Below are 23,576 nucleotides of genomic sequence, written 5' to 3' on the forward strand. Positions count from 1 at the left end.
CTGGAAAGGGCGTGATCGACAAGATGACCCATCAGGCCGATTCCATCATTATGTTGCTGGCCGCCCTCATGCTGGTAGGGGTGTTGTCAACCAAATTTTCTTCGCGTTTCGGGTTGCCGTCTCTGGTTCTGTTTATCGCCGTCGGTATGATCCTCAGCCGATTTGTATACTACAATAATGTGCCATTAACTCAGTTTGCGGGCCTGTTCGCTCTCGTCGTCATTTTGTTTGAGGGCGGCATGCAGACCCGTTTCAAGGATATAAGGCCGGTTATCGGCCCCTCTTTGGCGCTTTCCACCTTGGGTGTGCTGGTGACGACCGCAGTAGTAGGGCTGTTCGCCACATGGGTCCTTGATGTTTCCTGGGCGGAAGGGCTGTTGTTCGGGGCCATCGTCGGATCGACGGATGCCGCGGCGGTCTTCTCCGTGCTGGGCGGCAAAAATATTGACAAGCGTCTAACTTCGACGCTGGAGGCGGAGTCGGGCAGCAACGACCCGATGGCGGTCTTTCTTACCGTGTCGCTGATCGAATGGATACACCAGCCGGATACCGCGGTATGGAGTTTGCTGCTGTCTTTTATATGGGAGATGGGGATCGGCCTGTTCGTAGGCCTGGCGATGGGCAAAATCACCGTTCAGGCAATCAACCGGATCAACCTGGATTCCTCCGGGCTTTATCCCGTTATGGCCTTCGGGTTTGCAGTGCTAACCTACGGCTCGGCCGCTCTGCTGCACAGCAGCGGTTTGCTTGCGGTATATACGATGGGACTTGTCCTCGGAAATTCCGAGCTTACCTATCACCGTACCATTATGAGCTTCAATCACGGATTTGGCTGGATGATGCAGATTTTCATGTTCATTCTGCTCGGCTTGCTGGTGTTCCCCCAGGAACTGGCGAATATCGCCTGGGAGGGCCTGCTGCTGTCGTTTATTTTGATGCTGGTGGCAAGACCGGTCGGCGTATTTTTAAGCCTTGTCTTCTTTAAATACTCCGTTCCCGAAAAAACGCTCATCTCCTGGGCAGGACTGCGGGGCGCCATTCCAATCGTTCTCGCCATGTACCCTCTGCTGGCAGGGCTTGAGCACGGCAGGATGTTTTTTAACGTAGTCTTTTTCGTCGTATTGACTTCGGCCGTCATTCAGGGAACGACCATCTCGCCGCTCGCAATGAAGCTTAAGCTGGCCGGTTCACAAGCGAAAGGCCCTCGCTGACGGAACAGGCGGAATATTCATATTGACAAAATAAAGATTGCTGGTATTATGGAAATGTAAGCGGTTAAACGATTAACAGAGAGTTGGAAGAGATGCGTGAAAGCGACACTTAAAGAAGTTGCAAAATTAGCCGGGGTATCCACCGCCACCGTCTCCAATGTGATCAATGAAACGAAATATGTAAGCGATGAAGTGAAGAAGCAGGTTTTTGCCGCGATGAAGGAACTGAGCTATGTTCCGAATGATGTGGCTAAAAGTCTTCGGGTTAAAGAATCGCGGCTGATCGGATTAATGATTTCGGATATTACCAATCCTTTTTTCTCATTGGTTGTAAGAGGCATTGAAGATACGCTGGCCAAGGAAGGTTACAATGTTCTGCTGTGCAATACCGATTCAAATATCGATAAGGAAAAAGAATACTTGAAGGTTCTGCTTGGCAAGAGAATCGACGGATTAATTGTGTCTTCTTCAGGCGATACCGAGCAATTTTTCAGAGAAATGGCCGATATCGATGTTCCGCTTGTTTTTCTGAACCGCTGCCCGGCTCCGTTAATTTCGGATGTCGTCACAACGGATAATGTCAAAGGGGCTTATCTTGCGACTGAGCATTTAATTGGACACGGCTACCGCAGAATCGGAATCATTACGGGACCTCTGTGCATAAGCACCGGAAGAGACCGTTTAAAGGGATTCAAGCAGGCGATGAACGAGTACGGTTTGGAAGTGGATAATAAATTGATTAAAGAAGGTCTTTTCAATGTGCAAAGCGGATACAGTTTAATTAAGGATTTCATGAGCGAGAGCGTGAAGCCCGAAGCTGTATTCATATCAAATAACTTCATGACGCTTGGCGCCTATCATTACTTTCATGATGCCGGCATAAGCGTGCCGGGCGATTTGGCCGTTGTCGGTTTCGATGATCCCGATTGGGCCCGGATCGCAAATCCCCCGTTAACCGCAATCCGGCAGCCGGACTACGAGCAGGGGGAGCGTGTCGCTCAGCTGATTATGCAAAGAATTAAAACCGGAAACCAGAGCGAACCACAAGAGATTTATTTAAATCCTTCACTCATAGCTAGGAAGTCTTGTGGATGTTGAACCAAGGGAGGAATGAGTATGGACGGATAAGGCTTCCTAAAGAAAAAAGATGATTAAATTTTAATGATCAGTTAAACGATTAACTAAAAAATCAAGGAGATGAAGAATAAATGAAAATAGCAGTAGGCGGCGACCATGCAGGTTTCTCTTTGAAAAGCAGCATTATAAGCGCAATACAATCGTTGGGCCATGAAGTTACGGATTACGGCTGTTATGATGAAAATCCTATTGATTTTCCCGATATTACACGGGAGGTATGCGGGGTAGTCCTCGAAGGAAAAGCGGATAGAGCCGTATTGGTATGCGGAACAGGCGTTGGGGCCAGTATAGCGGCGAATAAAATACCCGGAATACGCGCGGCGGTATGCCATGACATCCATTCCGCACATCAATCCGTCGAACATGATGATGTTAATGTGATGTGCATCGGCGCCAAAATCGTCGGCCCGTGGTTGGCCGCGGATCTAGTTGAGCATTTTTTGAAAGCGGAGTTCAGTACGGATGAGGACTGCCGAAGACGTGTTCAGAAGCTTCACGATATGGAAAAGTCGCTTTTCAGCGGCAATTAGTTAATCGTTTAACTGGTTATTGCAAAGAGAAAGCGATCCGGCGGTTTTCGATTATAATATATAAATGGGAATGGAATAGGACGCGTTTTCTTAAAAACCATATTTGTAAGCGCTTTTAATTAATTGAAGATTACAGAAATACAAGGGAGGACTTCAATATGGTTTATCCAAGCATACCCGCTCAGCGGTGGAAGCGAATCATTCCGATTGCCTTCTTAATGTATACCATAGCCTTTCTGGACCGGAACAATATCAGCTTCGCCTTCTTTGGAATGGAGAAGGATCTAGGCATCGGCTCAACCTATGCCGGACTTTCGGCAGGCGTGTTTTTCTTCGGGTACATGTTTCTACAGGTGCCGGGCGCACTGCTGGCCCAAAAATGGAGCGCCAAAAAATTCATCATGATTTCGCTCCTGGTATGGGGTCTCTTATCCGTAATGACGGGTTTTGTTCAGAATTTATCGCAGCTGTTGATCATAAGATTTCTTCTGGGCTTTGCCGAGGGCGGCGTTTCACCGGCAACGATGATCCTGCTGACCAAGTGGTTTCCTTTAAGCGAAAGAGCAAGGGCGAACGGTTACTGGTACCTGTGTATTCCTGCGGCATCGATCATCGCGGCTCCTCTGTCCGGTGTGATTCTTACTTATTTGGACTGGAGATGGTTGTTTATACTGGAAGGTTTGCCGCCGATCATTTTTGCACTCATATGGTGGTTCTTTATTGATGAATCGCCGAGCAAGGCGAAGTGGATTTCGAGAGAAGAACGCGAATACCTGGAGAAGACACTGGAAAGTGAAAAACAGGAGATTAAGAAAACGACAGGCAGCTTTAAGGAGGCCATCAAAAACCGGAACGTGATTGTACTGCTGCTCGTATTCTGCCTGCTGCAAATCGGGTTCTACGGGTTTGGACTCTGGCTGCCGAAATTGATTAAGTCGGTTTCCGACGGAAGCATGATGAAAACGAGTCTCCTTACGGCCATCCCTTGGATTTGCGCGATGTTCGGTTCAATCCTGAACTCCCGGCATTCCGATAAGACGAGAGACTATAAATGGCACATCGCGATCCCGATTTTATCCGGCGGCATTTGTTTGCTGTTTTCCATACTGGCCGGCAGTAACCATCCCGTCCTGTCGATTGCTTTTCTGAGTCTGTGTCTGGGCTTCATGTTCTGCTATGGCGTCTACTGGTCAGCCGTCACCTCATATTTAACCGATTCCGTATTGTCCGTTGCAGTCGGCACGTTCAATGCGATTGGAAATCTGGGCGGGTTCATCGGCCCGTATATTGTCGGCTATCTGATCTCCACCACGGGCAGCTTCATCATGGGAGAAGTATTCCTGGTTATCTGTCTGGTGTCATCGGGCTTGCTGGCCATGCTGCTTAAGACGAAAGCAACCAAAGAGATACCGGTCTCGACAAACCCGGCGGAAGTTAACGCTTAATACGGAGAGGGGATAAAAGAATGGACGGCGGTGAAAACGGATGGGCGATATTCTTGTAGTAGGCAGTATTAATATGGATATCATTAACAAAGTGGAAAGGCATCCTTCAGTCGGCGAAACCATCTCCGCACTGGAGACGGAGACCGGACCCGGCGGAAAAGGGGCGAATCAGGCGGTTGCCGCATCCCGAATGGGGAGTCAAGTCACCCTGGCCGGCGCAGTCGGAACCGACTCCTATGGCGAGGAACTGTTGGCCTTGCTAAACGGCGAGAATGTGAATACGGAACGGATCATGGTAAAGGAAGGTTTAACAGGGCTGGCGTTTATAACGGTCAATGGTGCCGGCCATAATCATATTATTGTGTCACCGGGGGCCAATGAGAAATTAAGCGAGGCCGATCTGCTGCCGCTCATGCCGGAACTGAATCAGGCAAAGGCACTAATCGTGCAAAACGAAATCCCATGGGCGGTTTCCGCCTACATTATCAAAGAAGCGCGGGCCAGAAATGTGAAAGTCTTGGTCAATCCGGCGCCCGTTGAGCATTTTCCGGTAACGATCCTTCCCTCCATTGATCTTCTGATTGTAAATCAGCATGAATCGGAAGCGCTTACAGGGCTACAGGCCAAGGATCACGTACAGGCGGTTCAGGCCGCACAGCGCCTTCTCGATCTGGGCGCAAACGCTGTAGTACTGACTTTGGGTGAACAAGGGGTCATTTATCTGGACCGGAACGGCGAGTATTTTAGAGAAGCGTTCCAAGTTAGCGCTGTCGATACAACAGCGGCGGGGGATACCTTCATCGGCGCGCTGGCCTCATCCATCGTTAAAGGTAAAGCTACCCAGGAAGCGGTCGATTGGGCATGCGCCGCCGCCGCGATATGCGTGACGCGCAAAGGAGCCATACCGTCTATACCTTATTGGGAGGAGGTTCGGGCTCTTATCGAAGAAGCCAATGCCATAGAGCGCGGGCAATCGGTAAAATAAATGAAAACCGGCAAACTTTTCGCGGTATTCATATAAAGGATGATGAAAGAAAGGGGGTTCCTCACGGGGCCCCTTTTCCTGTTGCCGCCTGTAAGGCAACAGGAAAAGGGAAACGGGTGTGACCGAATTAACAGTTCCTTCCAAGATAAGCATGGTAAAATATGCACCAATTAAATACGGTTAACGGATTGCAAAACGGAGAGATCTATGTTAAATTAAATATAGATTTAGAATAAGTCTAAATATTAAAATATTTTAAAGACCGGGAGGAATGAATCATGAGTACTGATCTGAAAACTCAAACCGAACTGCATGCCACATTGAACCGTCAAACTGCCAACTGGACACTGCTGGGAATTAAGCTTCATCATTACCACTGGTTTGTTACCGGTACGGACTTCTTCACGCTTCACAGCCAATTCGAAGAGTATTATAACGAAGCTGCTGAATATGTGGATACTGTGGCGGAACGTCTGCTGGCGATCGGCGGCAAGCCCGCTTCCACAATGAAAGAATATTTGGCTCTGTCCAGTCTGCAGGAAGCGACCGGCGGCGAGAGCGCCAAGGAAATGGTGGCGGCTCTGGCCAAAGATTACGCGCTTCTCGCACAAGAGCTGAGCGCCGGCATTACACTGGCAGAGGAGTCCGGCGATCAACCGACAGGCGATCTGTTCATCGGTATCCGGACAAATGTCGAGAAGCATGTATGGATGCTGAACGCTTACCTCGGCTAAGAACGTATAACGACCGGCTTCGCGCTGGAAGATTCAAGTATTCCCCATCCTCTTAACAGCGCCAAATGGCCGGTTCCAGTCAGAATCTGACTGGAACCGGCCATTTTATTTTGCAGCCTTCCGTATGCGGCGGGATTACGGATTACTTGATGAATACGCCGCCGAAGGGTAGAACTTCCCTCAGGAACCGTTTGAGAATGCCGTCCTCATGGTTCTCCCGTTCAAACCTCCGGTTCTGCCGGCCGGCCTGAAAGAGGACAGGGCCGCTGCCGGTCATTTTCCAGTGATAGCTCATATGCTGGCTGGCAAGATGATTTCCGTAGACGGTCAGTTCCAGCCGGGCATTCTCGGGATAAGCGATCACGCTGCCCGCATCGACATACAAAGGCTCCACCGGGTCCAGAGCCGCTTCGCATACGGTTCCTTCCGTCAGAATGCCGATGCTGCCATTTCCGGAGAATTTGACCTTGACGATATCCCGGGTCACGATCATATTTTTTACGCTAAGGACACGGGTCTGCATGGTGATTCCTTTACTATAATAGAACAGGTGCTTGAAGTCATAGAGCAGGTCGTCTTTGCCGTCCAGCTTGACCGTTTTGATCCGGTAACCTGGCGGCAGCGCCGCCGTGAACCGGCAAGGACCGGTCATATCCGCCCGGATCAGCTTGCGTTTGCGGTACATTCCCTTTACATCCATAAACCGGTCGGCCCGTCCGGATGAAGGCCCTTGATAGGCTATGATCTGCTGCGGGTGCAGCACATGAATTTCCTCATTCTCCTCCAGCGTGAACGTCAAAGCCTGGCCGCTAGAGGAATTTCCTTTCTCTTGGACTTCCGCGTTCACCGCCCGCACCCCTTCCTAATCGTCATAGGCATCTTTCGCCGGACCTGTGCATTAACGCATTCTGTCTCCTCTGCTGGAACGGCTGCGCATGCCGAGGCGAATGGCCCTGGTCAGTATAAAATAACCCGCAATCAGTCCGAGCCCTGTAAGTACGGTCACTTTAAGACGGTGCACATAGCTTTCACGGGCGGCGCGCTCGTCTCTCAGCTCATCGACTAACGCGGTAAGCTGCCGATTCTGTTCTTGCAGAGCTGCATTTTCGCTGCGGTACGTTTGCAGTTGATTTTGAGTTTGATCCAGCTGATCTATAGTTTGTCCAAGCTGATCCTTCGTCTGCTCCAGCTCGTTTACAGTCTGATGATAGCTTTCCTGCAGCTCGTCAACCTGATCCGGCAGCTCGGAGAATTGCTCCAGCCCGCGGTACAAATCGCCGAATACATTCGCTTGGGCGGCTGATGCCGGAAGGGTATAAAAAATGGAAGCTATTAGAATAAAGGCGGCCAGCAGGCGCGGCAGCGAGGGAAACTTTGATTTCATAAGTTGATCACCGCCTGACATGTAATTAGGTTTCTTCTATACTACTATACTGATTATAGCATGTCAGCATCCGGGCAGATTGCGGCAAAAGACGCCTTCCGCCCATCGTTTTGTTGTAGGGAAGCGGTATTTGCCTTATACTTTGGACCTGTAAAGGGGTTGATCTCATTTGAATAATTGGCTGAAGACCATTTTGTTTCTGGCCGGTTCGGCCCTGCTGACAAGATGGATTCCTTTTTCCAGCCTGTTTCGAAATCTGGATACGATGATCCACGAATTCGGCCATGCGCTCATTACACTGCTCCTGTCGGGGCGGGTGCTGCGGATTGAGTTGTACGCGGATCACAGCGGGGTTACTTACTCGGCCGTTCAGGCGGGATTCCGCTCTGTTTTGGTGTCGCTCGCCGGTTATCCTTCCGCTTCGCTGTTTGCGCTTCTGCTCTTTTATTTGTATGCAAGAGGCAGAAAGGAATGGGGACTTATATTGGCGACCGGCATCGCGCTTGTCATGCTTGCGCTCTATGTGCGGAGCGGCTTTGGCATGCTATGGCTGGCCGGATTTGCCGGGCTTAATATCGTAATGCTGTTCCTTGGCAAAGGGGTTCGCAAGTTCTACTATCTGCTTCTGGCTTTTCTGACGCTGGAGGAATCCGTTGCCGGCACGCTCTATTTGGTTTCCGCAGGCATCTATTCGCCATCGCGGGCGGGAGACGCCGCCAATCTGGCCCATCTTACCGGAATGCCGGCTGTGATTTGGGCGGCTTTGTTTTTTCTCTTTGCGCTGCTTTGCGCCAAGCGGGCGCTGGGTTCGTTTTTTCGTTCCGCGCGTCCTGGGCGGGAAAGAGAAAACCTTCAGGGTAGAATGAAATAATTCATGCATTTATGCAATTTATAGCGGTTGTTCTCCAAGAGCGGTTTACTTTCGGGTGAATTTGCTCTTTTTTTGTCGATAATATCAAACCGAACATACATTCCATGACAAGGAGTTGTCCGCCAATATTGGTACATTATATAGAAGACCCAAAAAAAGAAAGAGGTGGAAATCATGCATGCCAGCATTCAACCGGTTTACACGTGGAGCCGCGATTGCATTTTTTCCGGCAAATCGCAAAAAGCCATTTTGCTCATCGAATGGCGCGGCGCCGCACAGCCGATTACCGGGCGGAAGAAGTCTCATACAGTGGCCGCGCGAGATATTGAGCTGCAAATATGGCTTGAGCCCCATGTCAGCCTGACCGGGTTGCACGGCTGCCGTAAGGCGGACAGCGGAGACCGGGCGCTCCTCCTCCCGCTGGGGACAATCCGTGCCGGGCAGACTAAGTATATCGCTCTGGATTTTGATTTGGAACCCCGAGCGGCCGGGCGGTATGAAATGCTCTGGCTCCAGTGGCGGTACCGGCAGAAGACAGGTGAACGCGGACGCGAACTGCCTGTACAGAAGCTGACGCTGGAATACAGCCGCCACACCGGATGCATGGATGAGGTCTGCTCTTTTTACGTGGAGAAGCACAGGGAACTGCTGATGGTGGAGGAGTCCATTGCGGAAGCTCTGTCTCTGAGCGCTGACGGGCGGCAGACTGAAGCCCGGGAGAAGCTGCGACGTCATGCGGACAAGCTGCTGCTGCTGGCTGTACGTTCCGGAGATACCGCTCTTATGCGGGAAGCCGAGTCGCTCTATATGCAGAGCGAACGGAAGACGAGTCCATGCCTGGAAGAAAACAGCCCATCTCAATATGCAAACGGCTGAATTAATAATGAATATAGGGATTAATACCTAATCTATTATTGAGTCTTTATACTTATTATTTTTAGGTATAAACTTAGAAATACACTATTATTTGTGTTAAAATAGTAAAATAGTTCTATTACATATCCCATTATATGGAATTTGTTTGATTGGTATAGTGCATATATCCGAATCTGGCTTAAAGACGAATTTATTTTACTAATGTTGGCAAGGAGTAGTTAATATGACAGACCGATTAATTCGTCTGATGCGTGTTATTACGCTCGTTCAGGCCAAGCCCGGCATTCTGGCGCGCGAACTGGCTGAGCGCTGCGGCACCAGTGAGAGAACGATTTATCGGGATATGGATGCCTTGAGCGCCATGCATATTCCAATTACCCATATGGGCCACGGGAAGGGATATGCTTTTATCGGTAATTTTGCGCTGTATCCCCTGGACTGGTCATCGAAAGAAGCGGCCGCCTTTTCGCAGCTTCGCGTCAATATAGATAAGATTAAACCTTGGCTGCCCGAAGGCTTCGAGAGCGCCTATGAAAAGCTGATGGCGGCCGAATATAAATACAGAGCAGATAGGGAAGAGAATATGGAAAGCGCCAAAACAGAAGCCGGTTCTCTCTGGCTGGAGCGGTACGATGCCGGTACGGAACAGCCCCATTTGATTCATATTCTGAACGCTGTGCTGAAACAAAAAAGCATTCGCGTCGATTACTGCGATAATTCACAAGAGGAGAACGGACTTGAGATCGATCCGTACTACCTGGTCCCGCTGGACAATCGTTTTCATCTCATCGGGTACTGTCACAGCTTCAAGGGCATTCGCAGCTTTCACACCCATGATTTGACGAATGTTAAACTGCTGGACAGAGCTTTTTCCAAAGAGTCGTTCAATTTACAGGCGTTCACGAAGCAGAAGTGGTCCGTAGATGAAGACAGCCTTCGGGTGGAGTTCAAGGTTAGATTTTCTGACAGTGCTCTGGAAGAAATCAAGCGGGGCAAGCCGGAAATCGCACCTGTAACAATGAAACCCCAGGGCAAATACGCCTGTTTTGAAGTGTCGCTTGAGCGGGACAGGGAGTTCATTGAATGGGTTGCAAATTTTAAAGAGGAAGCGGAAATTATCGAGCCCTCCCATTACCGCGAGGTTTTCCGCTATCGAATTGAGAAGTGGCTGTCGCTGTATAAATAGCGCAGTCTTTTTTTAAAATATAAGAATTTATAAGCCGGGCGCTTATCATTTGTCTCTTATATTTCTACGAGAAACGCACTTGCGTCCTTCGGGACGCCGTCAGGCGTTTCTTCTTGAGTGTTTTTTTATGTAACTGCATGTAAGTTTATGCAAAATGAAAAAGAAGGATACGCCAAGTTTCCAAAATTTATTCTTGTCGGGGCAGATTATATATAGTAAAGTCATTAAATATAACAACTGTATTGATTTAAAGCAGCATTTCTTTCATGTGATGTTAGGTTAATGCTTTCATGCAATGTTAGTTTTTGATGCTCTCTATAGACTATTGGAGAGTTTTTATTTTATTTAAATTTGACCTTTGTTCAATTTTTCACGGGAAAAGAGGTAAGCTTCTTTGATTCAGCCTATATTGAAAATCGAGAATCTGCATACGCATTTCTTTACGGAAAAAGGGGAAGTGCCTGCGGTCGACGGCGTCGATCTCTACATCAATCCCGGAGAGGTGCTGGGCGTGGTGGGAGAATCGGGCTGCGGAAAAAGCGTCACCTCCCTGTCCGTGCTGAAGCTTGTGCCGAGTCCGCCGGGCCGCATTGTGGACGGCCGCATTGTATTCAAGGGGACGGATATCGTGCCGCTCAAAGAAAAGGAAATGCGGAAAATCCGCGGCAACGCCGTGTCCATGATTTTTCAGGAGCCGATGACCTCTCTCAATCCGCTGTTCACCGTCGGCCAGCAAATTATTGAAACGGTGCGTCTGCACCGGGGACTGTCCAAAAAAGAAGCCCGGGAGCATGCGGTGGAAATGCTGCGCAAGGTCGGCATTCCAAGACCGGAAGCCATTATTGACGAATATCCGCATCAATTGTCGGGAGGCATGCGCCAGCGGGTGATGATCGCGATGTCGATCTCCTGCAGTCCGGAGCTGCTGATTGCGGACGAGCCGACAACCGCGCTTGATGTGACGATTCAGGCTCAGATTCTGGATCTGATCCGCCGTCTCAACGAGGAGCAGGGCACGGCCGTTATGATGATTACCCACGATTTGGGCGTCGTTGCGGAAATGTGCCACCGGGTGGCGGTCATGTACGCCGGCAAAGTTGTGGAGGAAGGCTCGGTGCACGATATTTTCAAAAATCCGCTGCATCCTTACACCCAGGGACTCATCGCTTCTGTGCCGAGAATGGACGAGACCCGCGAGCGACTGTATTCCATACCGGGCAATGTGCCTATTTTGAGCAAAAATATGCAGGGCTGCCGGTTTGCACCGCGCTGTTCCCGTGTTATGGATATATGCCGCCAGTCTCTGCCGGATCTTACGCTTCAGGAGAACCGGCACAGCTGCAGATGCTGGCTGCATGACGGTAGTCAGGAGGATGCGGTATGAGTGAACACTTGCTGGAAGTTAAGGGACTCAAGAAATACTACCCGATTAATAAAGGGTTTCTGAATAAAACGCAAGGCTACGTCAAGGCGGTAGACGATATTTCGTTCGCGGTCCGCAGAGGCGAGACATTCGGCCTGGTGGGAGAGAGCGGCTGCGGCAAATCAACGACCGGACGCTCGCTGCTTCGGCTGATCGAACCGACGGCCGGGGAGATCATTTTTGAGGGGCAGGACATCCGCAAGCTTTCTGTGGAAGAATTGCGCAAACGGCGCCGGGATATGCAGATTGTATTCCAGGACCCGTTCTCTTCGCTGGACCCGCGCAACACCGTGGAGCGGATTCTGGAAGAGCCAATGATCGTGCATGGCGTCGGCGACGCCAAAGAGCGCAAGGCCGCCGTTCAGAGGCTGGCCGACGTCGTCGGCCTGTCGAAGGCGCATCTTCAGCGTTTCCCGCATCAGTTCTCCGGAGGACAGCGGCAGCGGATCGGCATCGCCCGGGCGCTTGCCCTTCAGCCGAAGCTGATCGTGGCGGACGAGCCCGTCTCCGCGCTGGATGTATCCATCCAGTCGCAGGTGATTAACCTGATGCAGGATTTACAGCGCGAATTCGGATTAACTTACATATTCATCGCGCATGATCTCAGCGTTGTAAAGCATATTTGCGACCGAGTCGCAGTGATGTACCTTGGGCGGATAGTGGAGATTACCGACAAGGATAAGCTATATTCCCATCCCCAGCATCCATATACGCAGGCGCTGCTGTCGGCGGTTCCCGAGCCTGATCCTGATTTGCGGAAGGAGCGCATCATCCTTCAGGGCGAGGTGCCGAGTCCGGCGAACGCGCCGGTCGGCTGCGCCTTTGGTACAAGATGTCCGTATGTGATGGATATATGCCGGAATACGCGCCCGCAGCTTGCGGAGACGGAAGCCGGACACCTGACCGCCTGTTATCTGTACGACAGGGAAGCTAAAACGCAATTGGTATAGGAGAAGGAAACGTCAGGACTTTGCGGGAATTCTGCCTTCTGGGCAGAGACACGGTTTATGGCCGCCCTTTCAGAGCGGCTCAATATAAACGCATTATATATATTTGTGGAGAGGGGTATTAACGAACATGAAGAAATGGGGCAGTCTGGCTTTAACACTTACGCTTGGCGCGGGACTCGTGCTCAGCGGCTGCGGCGGCGGCAACAACGCAAGCTCGAATAACAGCGCGGCGACCAGTTCGCCGGCAAGCACGGCGACCGCCGGCGCATCGACTCAGGATACGCTTGTTGTGGGACGCGGCGGCGACTCTGTTTCGCTTGATCCTGCTATTATAACCGACGGAGAATCTTTGAAAATCGATCATCAGGTATTCGATTCCCTGCTGGAGTACAAGCCGGGAACCTCTGAAGTTGAGCCTTCCCTGGCCGACAGTTGGGAGGTGTCGCCGGACGGTCTGACCTATACGTTCAAGCTGCATCCTGGAGTAAAGTTCCATGACGGAACGGACTTCAATGCCGAGGCGGTTGTATTTAACTTCCAGCGCTGGAGCGACCCGAAGAGCGAGTATAAATTCGAAGGCGATTCCTTCGATTACTATGATTCCATGTTCGGACCGGACGGCTCGCGCGTCATTAAAGAAGTTAAGGCTGTCGACGATCTGACCGTACAGTTTACACTGAATCAGCCGCAAGCTCCTTTCCTGCAAAACCTTGCGATGACTTCCTTCGGCATCGCGAGCCCGTCGGCGATCAAAGAAAAGAAAGCGAACTTCAAGAACGAGCCGGTTGGTACGGGTCCGTTCGTCTTCAAGGAATGGAAGCATAACGATTCCATTACGCTGGACAAGAACACAAGCTACTGGAAGGAAGGACTTCCGAAGCTGAACAAGGTTATCGTTCGTTCCATTCCGGACAACTCCGCACGCTTCAATGCGCTGCAAAACGGAGAAATCGACCTGATGGAGGATTTGAGCCCGGACGATTTGTCGACGCTGGAAGGCAATAGTGATCTGCAAAAGATCGAACGTCCTCCGTTTAACGTGGCCTACCTCGGCTTCAACTTCAAGAAGAAGCCTTTCGACAACGTAAAAGTAAGACAGGCTCTGAGCTATGCCGTCAATAAACAAGCGATCATCGATGCGTTCTTTGCAGGTCAGGCGGAGCCGGCCATCAATCCGATGCCGCCGTCCCTGTGGGGCTATAATGACCAGGTGAAGGATTATGAGTATGACCTGGACAAAGCGAAGCAACTTCTAGCGGAAGCCGGTTATCCGAACGGCCTGCCGGATACGGTAACGCTGTACGCTATGCCGGTATCCCGTCCTTACATGCCGGACGGCAAGAAGGTCGCCGAAGCGATTCAGGCGGACTGGGAGAAAATCGGCGTGAAGACCGTCATCGAGTCTCCGGAGTGGGCGACTTATCTGGACGACACGAAAGCCGGCGAGAAAGATGACATCTACATGCTCGGCTGGACGGGCGACAACGGCGACCCTGACAACTTCATTTACACTTTGCTTGACAAGGATTCCATTCCTGGCAACAACCGCGACTTTTATGTGAACGAAGATCTGCACAAGATTCTGATTGAAGCGCAAAAAGAAACCGATCAAAACAAACGTGCCGACCTGTACAAGCAGGCTCAGGTTATCATCAAAGAAGACGCTCCTTGGATTCCGCTCGTGCATACCACTCCGCTGCTTGCAGCCAAAGCAAACCTGAAAGGCTTCGTACCTGATCCGACAGGCACGGAATATTACAGCGAAGTTTACTTCGAATAGCTTCATAGCACACGATCTTGCCGCCGCGAATAGCGGCGGTAAGCCCGTGTAAGGAAGGTGATCCGTTCTTGAGTTCCTACTTATTAAAACGTGTCATGGTGCTGATTCCCGTCTTGATCGGCATGACGATTATCGTATTTTCCATCATACATGCCATCCCGGGAGATCCGGCGGAGACGATTCTGGGCCAGAAGGCGACAGAGCAGTCCAAACAGGCGCTGCGGGAACAACTCGGTCTCGACAAGCCCTGGATCAATCAATACGTCGATTATATGGGCGATCTGTTGAAAGGCGATTTGGGGACCTCAATCCGCACCAAGACGCCCATTGCCAAAGAAATCGTACCTTATCTGGCGGCAACGCTGGAGCTTACAGCGGCTGCTATGCTGTTCGCCACTTTTGTCGGCGTAAATGCCGGCATTTTGAGCGCCTGGAAACAGAACTCATGGTTTGACTATACCGCGATGATTATCGCGCTGATTGGGGTGTCCATGCCGATATTCTGGCTTGGCCTCATGGAACAACTTGTTTTTGCGTTGAAGCTTCACTGGCTACCCTCGATCGGAAGGATGAATCAGCGGGACCCGGTGGAGAGCATCACCAATCTATATGTAATCGACAGCATTTTGGCGGGACGCTGGGATCAGCTCTGGACCGTCATCAAGCATTTGATTCTCCCGAGCATCGCGCTCGGAACGATTCCGATGGCGATTATCGCCCGGATGACACGCTCCAGTATGCTGGAGGTCATGAATTCCGACTATATCCGCACGGCCAAAGCCAAGGGGCTGTCACAGTTCCTCGTCGTGTACAAGCACGCCCTGAAAAATTCGCTGATTCCCGTGCTGACCGTCGTCGGTCTGCAGACGGGAGCTCTGCTCGGCGGCGCGGTACTGACAGAGACGATCTTCGCCTGGCCGGGCGTGGGACGGTATATATTTGAAGCGATCAGTTCGCGCGATTATCCGGTCATTCAGTCCGGAATTCTCATCATCGCTTTCATTTTCGTTATCATCAATCTGCTTGTGGATTTGCTGTATGCCGCCATCGATCAGCGCATTCAATACAAGTAAGGAGGGAACCTTTTGTCACAGGCATCATTAAACGTAAATTCGGAAGCCGCTTCTGCCGAAAAGGTCTCCGGCCCTTGGCGCGACGCATGGAAGGCATTCCGCAGAAATAAAACGGCGATGCTCGGGCTCGGCATTATCGTATTCTTCATCTTGATCGCGCTGCTGGCGCCGTTCATCGCCCCGTATGATTACAAGGAACAGGTGCTGATGGACCGGCTGAAGGCTCCGTCCGCCGCTCACTGGTTCGGAACGGACGACCTCGGCAGAGATATGTTCACCCGTATCCTCTACGGCGCGCGCATTTCGCTTTGGGTGGGCTTTTTCTCCGTCATCGGCTCCATTATCGTAGGCACACTGCTCGGCGTGCTTGCCGGCTATTATGGCAGATGGATCGATATGCTCATTTCGCGTCTGTTCGATATCCTGCTGGCGTTTCCGAGCATTCTGCTGGCGATCGCCATCGTGGCCATTCTCGGGCCGTCGCTGCAGAACGCCCTTTACGCCATCGCCATCGTCAACATTCCGACTTACGGGCGGCTTGTGCGCGCGAAGGTGCTCAGCCTGAAGTCAGAGGAGTATATTACGGCGGCGCGGGCAATCGGTATGAAGAACACCCGCATTCTGCTCACGCACATTCTGCCGAACAGCCTGACGCCGATTATCGTGCAGGGGACGCTCGGCATCGCCACCGCGATTATCGAAGCGGCCGCGCTCGGCTTTCTCGGGCTCGGCGCCCAGCCTCCGGAACCCGAATGGGGCAAAATGCTGTCGGATTCCCGCCAGTTTATCCAGAAGGCGCCCTGGACGGTCGTCTTTCCGGGTCTGTCCATCATGCTGACCGTGCTAGGCTTCAATCTGATGGGTGACGGTTTGCGCGATGTGCTCGATCCCCGGATGAAAAATTAACGTATTCTTGTTTTTCCATACCCTTCAGATCCGACGTGCAGCTTTAAGCGAAGCCGCCGGGGTCTGGAGGGTATTTTTTTGGGAGATCAGAAGGATTAACTGCGCTCTCTGCAAGTGGAGGAAGGGACGTGCGGGAGGAAGGAGAGCTGCAAGGTGTAAGCGTTAGCTTATCTCGCATCATTCGACATTTAATAATGAATTATTTTCAAACTTAACAAAAACATATATATTATAACAAAACATATAGTCGATTATCGAAATGTGTGTTAGAATAGCTCCTAAATCATATGAATACATACAATGGAGGAATGGGAGAATGTTAAAGAAGCTTGCAATGTTAGTAATGGCGGTGGCAATATTTGCTGCCTTGCCTACGGCAGTTACAGGTAAGGTTGAAGCCGCAAGCAAGACACAAATTATCGTATCCGCCGCGGCGAGTCTTCAGGATAGTCTGGATAAAATCGCCGTTCAATACGAAAAATCTCATCCGAATATCGATCTGGTCTTTAACTATGCGGCATCCGGCACGCTGCAAAAGCAAATCGAGCAAGGCGCTCCGGCAGACCTCTTCTTCTCGGCAGGCGATAAGCAAATGAAGGCTCTTGTTGACGGAGGGCTCATCTCCAAGAACAAGGGGTTGCTGAAGAACCAACTGGTAGTTGTGGTTCCTGCCAGCTCGAAGGCGAAGCTTACCACGATCTCGCAGCTTACGGGCTCCTCGTTCAAGAAGGTGGCCGTAGGCCAGCCGGAATCCGTACCGGCCGGACAATATGCGCAGCAATCGCTGACTTTCAAACAAATTTGGGACACGCTGCAAAGCAAACTGGTCTTCGGCAAAGACGTGCGCGCCGTGCTCTCTTATGTTGAAACAGGCAATGTGGATGCGGGCTTTGTCTACAAAACCGATGCTTTGACCTCCAGCAAAGTTAAAATCGCCCTTACGGTGGCCTCTTTCGCCCATAAACCGATCAACTATCCGCTCGGCATCGTGAAGAGTACAGAACATAAGGCTGAAGCAGAAGCTTTCTATGCTTATCTTCAAACAAGCGCAGCAACCAGTGTATTTAAATCTTACGGATTTTCGCTCTATTAATAATTGAAGACTGCGGGTTGAGTACATGGACATCAATTGGACCGACTTTATGGCCCCTGTGTGGCTATCGATTAAAATTGCGGTAATTACCAGCTTGATTGTATTTATCCTGGCGGCGGCCATCGCCAAAGCGATGGCGAACCGGAAATTTCCGGGGCACAGCCTGATCGAAACCGTGATTTTGCTGCCGCTGGTTCTTCCGCCTACCGTTGTAGGTTTTGTGCTGCTGGTCGTTCTGGGAAGAAGAAGCTGGCTCGGTGAATGGTATGAACAGATGACCGGGGGAACGATACTGTTTACCTGGGGCGCCGCGGTGATTGCGTCCGTCGTTGTCGCTTTTCCGCTCGTTTACCGCACGCTGAAGGCCGGTTTTGAGGGCGTCGACCGCGACCTTGAAGACGCGGCGCGCGCGCAGGGAGCTGGAGAGCTTCAAGTGCTCCGGTATGTTACGTTTCCACTCGCGATCCGAACGCTCGCGGCAGGCTATGTTCTCGGCTTCGCCCGCGGACTCGGCGAGTTCGGAGCAACCATTATGGTGGCCGGCAATATTCCTAATCGTACCCAGACGATTCCGACAGCCATTTATGTGGCCGTGGACGGAGGGGACATGACGCTTGCCTGGCTGTGGGTCATTTCCATTATCGGCATCTCGGCAATCATGCTGATGTTTGTCAACCGGTATTCCTGAAAGGGGACGGAAACACAAGTAAACCCTCCTTAATCGGCAGCATTAGCGGCTTGCGGATAAAGGAGGGTTTGTCATTAAGAGGAGAAAACGTTCGAAGATCAAGGAAGGCTGGCGCTGTCCAGCCGTAAGGGCTTACGTTTCGTAAATGATGTTCCCGGTTTCGGATAAATCATATCCGTACAGCGAGCCAAGCTCATTGTGCAGCGCTTTGGAGCGGCATATTTCGAGCACCGCCGAGATCCACTCCCGGTTCTCCGGACGTTTCAGCATAACCAGATCGTACTTTTCCTGGATTAGCGGAATAAAATCCACGCCTTCGACCATACGGGCGGCTTTTTCATTTCCGACGCCGACATCGGCTTCGCCGCGGGCAATCTTGCCGGCAACCGTCAAGTGGCTGATTTCTTCGGTTGAATAACCGTCGATGTTCGCACCGTTCACGCCGTTCAGGCGCAATTGTTCATCCAGCAGCACCCGCGCGCCCGATCCTCTTTCCCGGTTAACGAGCCGCAGACCAGGCTGTCCCAAGTCTTTCCAGGCATGAAGTCCCTTGGGATTGCCCTTCTTTACATACAGACCGGCTGCTCTTCCCAACAAGCGGACGACAAGGAAGCTGGAACCTACGAGAAGCTTGCGGATATAAGGAATATTATATTCACCCGAATCGCCGTCAAGCAGATGGGTGCTAACGATATCCGATTCCCCGCGGTACATGGAAATCAGACTGTCAAGGCTTCCCGCGTATGAACGCAGCGGGCGCAGTGAGGGAGAGAACTTTTCCAAATGCTGTGCAATAATATCAAGACTGATATCCTGACCGGTAATGACGATATCACGCGCGGATGAACGGAATCCGCCCGGAAGAGCGAGGTTATGGGCAGGGGGCGCGCTCTGAATCGGCGCCTGCGCCGAAGCGAGCATGGAAGCCTGGCGTCCGATTCCTCTGGACTGCTGCTTGTACATTTCAAGATCCGAGGCGTCCACACGCATTTGTTTGCCGACCCGATAAGAAGAAAGTTCGCCTTTTTTAATAAGGTCATAGACCTTAAGTTTCGATATTTTAAGCATCTGGGCAACCTCTTCGGTTGTATAGGATGTATTGTCGGACATAAAATAAAGCCTCCTAAAAAGTAGGCTGCGCCGGCAGCCGTCGCACTGTGAGTGCATTAACACAAGACTACCTTATTTTTTACCCGGACGCAATTACTACGGGGCGAGAATAGAAAAGAACCGGACGCACATCAAAGGAGATGTACATCCGGTTCTTTGGCGTCTGATTGTCTAAAAGCGGACAGCCGCCTTAGGCCATCAACAAAACGGAAGAAGCCTTGAAAAGGGCTGTAACGGTAGAGCCTTCTTTGATTCCGAGTTCTTCAAGAGCATCCAGAGAGATAATGGAAGTAATCGTTTGTCCGCCGGCATCAATAACAACCTCTGCATTGATAGGACCTGATTTTACCAACGTTACGCGGCCTTCCAATTGGTTTCTAGCGCTAAGTTTCATTATGCATTCTCCTCTCAATTTGGGAAAATAAAGAGATATATAGAAAGTAATTCTTGATGTCTAATTATCAATGATTATATCAAAACATAACCAAAACAAACTTGATATAACAAAATTATACTACATAACACTTGGAAAAACAAGGTATTCTGAGTATGGATGATATATTTTGAGAAATCATATCACTTTAGCGGAAAAAAGCGGAAATTTTCCTGAATAAGAGCGCAAAAGACCGGATAACGGCATTGGGGTTTTTCTGGCCTCCAACCGGCAAAAATATAAGCGGGATTAGTGAAACTTTTACCGAAAATGAACTATAATGAAGTATTAAAGACAGATCGCCATAAAAAGGGGTGGGGGATATGACACTAGTTGAACAAAGAGAACACCGCCAATATCCGGAGATCACCCGGCAGGAGACGTCGCGGGCCGTTTACGAACGCGATTATTCCCGGCTGATCCATTCGCCTACCTTCCGCAGGCTTCAAGGGAAATCCCAAGTATTCGGCGCAGGCACCGGTGATTATTACCGGACGCGTTTGACCCATTCGCTTGAAGTAGCGCAAATTGCCCGGGAAGCGGCGAAAAGTCTGCTGCGTTCTTATCCGGAAGTGGAGACGGGACAAGCCGAAAATCCGGGACTGGTCATTGATCCGGAGGTGGTCGAATGTGCGGCGATTGCCCATGACTTCGGTCATCCGCCGTTCGGTCATAAAGGGGAAGAAGTGCTCGACAGCATACTGGACCGTATGATTGAGGAGAAGACGACGCAGAAGGCGCTGGTGACAGGAGCGGCGGCGGACCCGGTCCGCAAACTCGAAATCTATAACAAAATGAGAACCAAATATGAGCATTTTGAAGGCAACGCGCACAATTTCCGGCTTATCATGTTTCTGGAAAAGCGCGAAAATATCGACGGACTTAATCTGTCGGATGCCGTACTGCTCGGAATCAACAAGTATCCTTTTCCGGGAACGGCGCTTAAAAAAGGAATGTACCTTCATGAATGGAATTATATTTCGCATATCCGCTCGGAATGGGGCATTCCGGAAGGCAAGAAGACCCTTGAAGCCCAGCTGATGGATTTATGCGACGATATCGCTTATTCCGCCCATGACCTTGAGGACGGCATTAAGGCCGGGAAGATCGAAGTTCATGAGTTTTTCATGCATGATCCGTATATTTTAAGGCTGATTGTCGAAAAAATCATGACGCTTGAGGATTCCTTCTGGCACGGATGGACGGAGGAAGCGATACGGCCCAAGGTGGAAGAGGTGCTGAATTCGTTCCTGCGCATCTGGAAGGAGAAAATGCCGACCTGCGAAAATGATTATTCCAGGACCCGCCGTGAAGTCAAAGCCTACTGGGTCAGCACTTTTGTCGGCAGCCTCGGCGTCATTTCGGACGGTGATTGGAAGAAGGTTACCTTTATTAAGGAAGGAAAAGAAGATGAAGACCTGCTGCGTACGGTAAGCGTCCTGAAAAGTTTTGCCTGGGTGACGATGATCCGAGACCTGCGCGTACAGCGGCTGCAGAAGCGCAGCGAGTGGATTGTACGGAAGCTGTGGGGCGCTTTTGTCGACCCCGATACATCGAAGGCGATTATCCCGACCGATTGGCTGCAGCGTTTTGAAAAGGACCAGCGCCGCCCCAGACCGATCTGGACCTGGGAGCATATGGTGATCGACTATATTGCCGGAATGACGGATGCTTTTGCCGAGAAAATTTATAACGAGCTGTTCGGGCTTAAAGTCGGCTCGATCTACGACCTGGATTAAAGAGATGCTCACAATTGATTTGCTTTTGACGCCTGGCTCTGCGAAAGACAGAGAGGGCGTTTTTTATGCATATTAAGGGAATGAACGGGAAAGGCGGGACAGGTACCGGATGGATTACAAGCGGACGCCTTATTTGTATATGTACCGCAGTCATGAGAACGAGAGCGGGCTGTGTTCACTGGAGCTGGATGTTTTATTGCAGGGAGATGTTCTGTCCCCGGGGCTAATTATTGCCCGGGAAAAGATCGACCCTGGCCGAAGTCCGTTTATTTCGGGCAGAATCGACATTTTATGCGCTTCGGATTCGATGGAGACCATCGCGGCGTTTGCCGGGGGAATCGAGTTTGAAGCAGGAGAGACCTTTAAGCTGTTCTGTCCGAAGGAAGGGGGCGGAACTTATGAAGAACGCAGAGAGCTGGAGAGAACAGTCGGTCGTCATATGACCGGCGCGGCCGATATGCGGTCGCCGGACCGCGTATTCGGTTTGGTCATGCATGAGGGCTTCATTATGCTTGGCGAGTACCATGAGAGCGACAGGAGCTGGCAGCGGCGAAAACTTAAGCCGCATAACTATTCGACGGGGCTTGGCGTGGCGCTGTCCCGGTCGGCCGCCAACATCGCGGCACCGCGTCCGGAAGGTCTGCGGATTCTCGATCCCTGCTGCGGGATGGGGAACGTCCTGATCGAAGGTCTGTCCATGGGTATGGACATGACCGGCTGCGATCTAAATCCGCTCGCCGTTCGGGGGGCGAGGGGGAATCTTCGCCATTTTGGCTACCCGGAGCATATCGTAACGCTCGGCGATATGAGAGATCTGTCCGGCCGCTATGACGCGGCCGTGCTGGACATGCCTTATAATCTGTGCTCGGTTCTTTCGCTGGCGGACACAAGAGAGATGCTGGAAGCGCTCCGCCGGTTGACCGGCCGCGCGGTCATTATTTCCACGCAGCCGGTAGAGGAGAGTATCGCCGCGGCCGGTTTTGAACTAAAGGGCGGCTGCACGGTGTCCAAAGGCACCTTCAAGCGTTCGCTGTGGCTGTGCCGTTAATATTGGCGGCGGTAGTCGACCACATTGCTCAACGGAGCGCCGGAAACCAAATAAGATTTCATATTTTCGGTAAAAATATCGACGAGGCGGTCGCTGTAATGATCGGTCAAGCCGGCGACATGAGGAGTAATGATAACCTGTTTCATGTCCCACAGGGGATGATCTTCCGGCAGCGGTTCCGTTTCGAATACATCCAGTCCCGCTCCGCGAAGCGGTCCGTTCTCCAGCGCTTCGATCAATGCCTCCGTATCGGTGGTGCCTCCACGGCCAATATTAATATAGTAGGAGCCTTCCTTAAATGCGGAGAACACGGAGGCATCGAACAAATAGCGCGTCTCATCGGTGAGCGGGAGTGTGTTAATTACAAAATCGCCCCTGGTCACAGCCTCTTTCAATCGGCTGGTCGTGTACATGGCGTCGAAGCCGGGCAGCGGATCGTCAATCCGGCGCACGCCTACGGTTCTCATCCCGAACGCCTTGGCGATTTGGGCCGTTTCGCCTCCGATTTCTCCGGTGCCGACGATGACTGCCGTCTTGCCCGTTAGTTCGGTTTCGGTACCGTCCGAATTCCAGATGTGGCGGTCCTGATTGCGAATGGCCGTATGCAGGTTGCGTACGAACATCAGCATAAATCCGAAGATGACCTGGGAGATGGGTTCGGCGTGTACGCCGCTGGCGTTGGTCAGCACAATTCCCCGTTGTTCCAGCCGGTCAAGCGGCAGCTTCTCGACGCCGGCAGACCAGGCTTGAACCCAGCGGAGCGGCGTGCCTTCGCGTAGCAGGCAATCGGAGATTCCTTTCGCCCAGCCGATAACGATCTCCGCCTCGGCAAGAGCGTCAAGGTCCGGCTGCTTGGCGTCGCTGTGCACATAGGTAAAGCCGGGAGCGGCCTTGCGGATCGCTTCCTCTTGTTCATTCGTCAAAGACTGCAGACATACAATCGATTTTGCCAAAATGGTTCCCTCCCGACAAAG

22 protein-coding genes and 1 pseudogene are annotated in these 23,576 nt (G+C 51.3%); 18 read left to right on the forward strand and 5 right to left on the reverse strand.

The genetic code is table 11. From position 1 onward, the window contains the following. Window positions 1-23 precede the first annotated feature (23 nt). The 6 genes and pseudogenes from EH198_RS17415 to EH198_RS17440 form a co-directional block, all read left to right on the forward strand. Window positions 24-1,193, forward strand: a pseudogene (locus EH198_RS17415) (potassium/proton antiporter); the annotation flags it as partial. A gap of 114 nt (window positions 1,194-1,307) precedes the next feature. Then, the gene (locus EH198_RS17420) at window positions 1,308-2,309 is read left to right on the forward strand and encodes a LacI family DNA-binding transcriptional regulator (protein ID WP_124696795.1); all 1,002 of its coding nucleotides are present in this window, start codon (window positions 1,308-1,310) and stop codon (window positions 2,307-2,309) included. A 110-nt stretch (window positions 2,310-2,419) separates the two neighbouring features. Next, window positions 2,420-2,878: an RpiB/LacA/LacB family sugar-phosphate isomerase gene (locus EH198_RS17425; protein WP_124696796.1), complete on the forward strand. Its 459-nt coding sequence runs from the start codon at window positions 2,420-2,422 to the stop codon at window positions 2,876-2,878. A 158-nt stretch (window positions 2,879-3,036) separates the two neighbouring features. Beyond that, window positions 3,037-4,323, forward strand: coding sequence for an MFS transporter (locus EH198_RS17430; protein ID WP_124696797.1), 1,287 nt, complete (start codon window positions 3,037-3,039; stop codon window positions 4,321-4,323). A gap of 40 nt (window positions 4,324-4,363) precedes the next feature. Next, a complete protein-coding gene (gene rbsK, locus EH198_RS17435; protein ID WP_124696798.1) occupies window positions 4,364-5,308 on the forward strand; it encodes a ribokinase in 945 nt (314 codons plus the stop codon). A 278-nt stretch (window positions 5,309-5,586) separates the two neighbouring features. Beyond that, window positions 5,587-6,042, forward strand: a complete 456-nt coding sequence (locus EH198_RS17440; RefSeq protein WP_124696799.1) for a Dps family protein — start codon at window positions 5,587-5,589, stop codon at window positions 6,040-6,042. 142 nt (window positions 6,043-6,184) lie between these two features. Here the strand turns inward: EH198_RS17440 and EH198_RS17445 are convergent, their stop codons facing one another. Both EH198_RS17445 and EH198_RS17450 read right to left on the reverse strand, forming a co-directional pair. Beyond that, a complete protein-coding gene (locus EH198_RS17445) occupies window positions 6,185-6,889 on the reverse strand; it encodes an AIM24 family protein (RefSeq protein ID WP_124696800.1) in 705 nt (234 codons plus the stop codon). Between the two features lie 51 nt (window positions 6,890-6,940). Beyond that, window positions 6,941-7,426 (reverse strand): hypothetical protein, encoded by a 486-nt coding sequence (locus EH198_RS17450; RefSeq protein WP_124696801.1) that lies wholly within the window; start codon window positions 7,424-7,426, stop codon window positions 6,941-6,943. A gap of 169 nt (window positions 7,427-7,595) precedes the next feature. Between EH198_RS17450 and EH198_RS17455 the strand changes: the two genes are divergently transcribed. The 10 genes from EH198_RS17455 (at window position 7,596) to modB (ending at window position 18,272) form a co-directional block, all read left to right on the forward strand. After that, window positions 7,596-8,297, forward strand: coding sequence for a M50 family metallopeptidase (locus tag EH198_RS17455; protein ID WP_124696802.1), 702 nt, complete (start codon window positions 7,596-7,598; stop codon window positions 8,295-8,297). 165 nt (window positions 8,298-8,462) lie between these two features. Then, complete coding sequence (locus EH198_RS17460; RefSeq protein ID WP_148091509.1) at window positions 8,463-9,173, forward strand: hypothetical protein; 711 nt, start codon at window positions 8,463-8,465, stop codon at window positions 9,171-9,173. Between the two features lie 223 nt (window positions 9,174-9,396). After that, complete coding sequence (locus EH198_RS17465) at window positions 9,397-10,359, forward strand: helix-turn-helix transcriptional regulator (RefSeq protein ID WP_124696804.1); 963 nt, start codon at window positions 9,397-9,399, stop codon at window positions 10,357-10,359. Window positions 10,360-10,753: 394 nt separating this feature from the next. Continuing rightward, complete coding sequence (locus tag EH198_RS17470; RefSeq protein WP_124696805.1) at window positions 10,754-11,743, forward strand: ABC transporter ATP-binding protein; 990 nt, start codon at window positions 10,754-10,756, stop codon at window positions 11,741-11,743. Then, a complete protein-coding gene (locus EH198_RS17475) occupies window positions 11,740-12,732 on the forward strand; it encodes an ABC transporter ATP-binding protein (RefSeq protein WP_124696806.1) in 993 nt (330 codons plus the stop codon). Before EH198_RS17470 ends, EH198_RS17475 begins: the two co-directional genes overlap by 4 nt. A gap of 127 nt (window positions 12,733-12,859) precedes the next feature. After that, a complete protein-coding gene (locus tag EH198_RS17480) occupies window positions 12,860-14,512 on the forward strand; it encodes an ABC transporter substrate-binding protein (protein WP_124696807.1) in 1,653 nt (550 codons plus the stop codon). Between the two features lie 68 nt (window positions 14,513-14,580). Then, the gene (locus EH198_RS17485; RefSeq protein ID WP_124696808.1) at window positions 14,581-15,585 is read left to right on the forward strand and encodes an ABC transporter permease; all 1,005 of its coding nucleotides are present in this window, start codon (window positions 14,581-14,583) and stop codon (window positions 15,583-15,585) included. Between the two features lie 12 nt (window positions 15,586-15,597). Beyond that, window positions 15,598-16,491 (forward strand): nickel transporter permease, encoded by an 894-nt coding sequence (gene nikC / locus EH198_RS17490; RefSeq protein ID WP_124696809.1) that lies wholly within the window; start codon window positions 15,598-15,600, stop codon window positions 16,489-16,491. A 316-nt stretch (window positions 16,492-16,807) separates the two neighbouring features. Next, window positions 16,808-17,584 (forward strand): molybdate ABC transporter substrate-binding protein, encoded by a 777-nt coding sequence (modA, locus tag EH198_RS17495; RefSeq protein ID WP_124696810.1) that lies wholly within the window; start codon window positions 16,808-16,810, stop codon window positions 17,582-17,584. Between the two features lie 25 nt (window positions 17,585-17,609). Then, complete coding sequence (gene modB, locus EH198_RS17500) at window positions 17,610-18,272, forward strand: molybdate ABC transporter permease subunit (RefSeq protein ID WP_124696811.1); 663 nt, start codon at window positions 17,610-17,612, stop codon at window positions 18,270-18,272. Window positions 18,273-18,404: 132 nt separating this feature from the next. Here the strand turns inward: modB and EH198_RS17505 are convergent, their stop codons facing one another. Both EH198_RS17505 and EH198_RS17510 read right to left on the reverse strand, forming a co-directional pair. After that, window positions 18,405-19,382: a helix-turn-helix transcriptional regulator gene (locus EH198_RS17505; RefSeq protein WP_124696812.1), complete on the reverse strand. Its 978-nt coding sequence runs from the start codon at window positions 19,380-19,382 to the stop codon at window positions 18,405-18,407. A 190-nt stretch (window positions 19,383-19,572) separates the two neighbouring features. After that, entirely contained in the window at window positions 19,573-19,776 is a 204-nt protein-coding gene (locus tag EH198_RS17510) for a TOBE domain-containing protein (protein ID WP_124696813.1), read from the reverse strand. Window positions 19,777-20,138: 362 nt separating this feature from the next. Here EH198_RS17510 and EH198_RS17515 point away from each other — a divergent pair, with 362 nt between their 5' ends. Continuing rightward, a complete protein-coding gene (locus tag EH198_RS17515) occupies window positions 20,139-21,554 on the forward strand; it encodes a deoxyguanosinetriphosphate triphosphohydrolase family protein (RefSeq protein WP_124696814.1) in 1,416 nt (471 codons plus the stop codon). Window positions 21,555-21,663: 109 nt separating this feature from the next. After that, window positions 21,664-22,602, forward strand: a complete 939-nt coding sequence (locus EH198_RS17520) for a TRM11 family SAM-dependent methyltransferase (RefSeq protein ID WP_124696815.1) — start codon at window positions 21,664-21,666, stop codon at window positions 22,600-22,602. On the opposite strand, the gene EH198_RS17525 is transcribed toward EH198_RS17520, so the two are convergent. Next, complete coding sequence (locus tag EH198_RS17525; protein ID WP_124696816.1) at window positions 22,599-23,555, reverse strand: D-2-hydroxyacid dehydrogenase; 957 nt, start codon at window positions 23,553-23,555, stop codon at window positions 22,599-22,601. The two genes, EH198_RS17520 and EH198_RS17525, sit on opposite strands and share 4 nt — an antisense overlap. Between the last annotated feature and the right edge of the window lie 21 nt (window positions 23,556-23,576).

This window comes from Paenibacillus rhizophilus (assembly GCF_003854965.1).
GTDB lineage: Bacteria > Bacillota > Bacilli > Paenibacillales > Paenibacillaceae > Paenibacillus_AQ > Paenibacillus_AQ rhizophilus.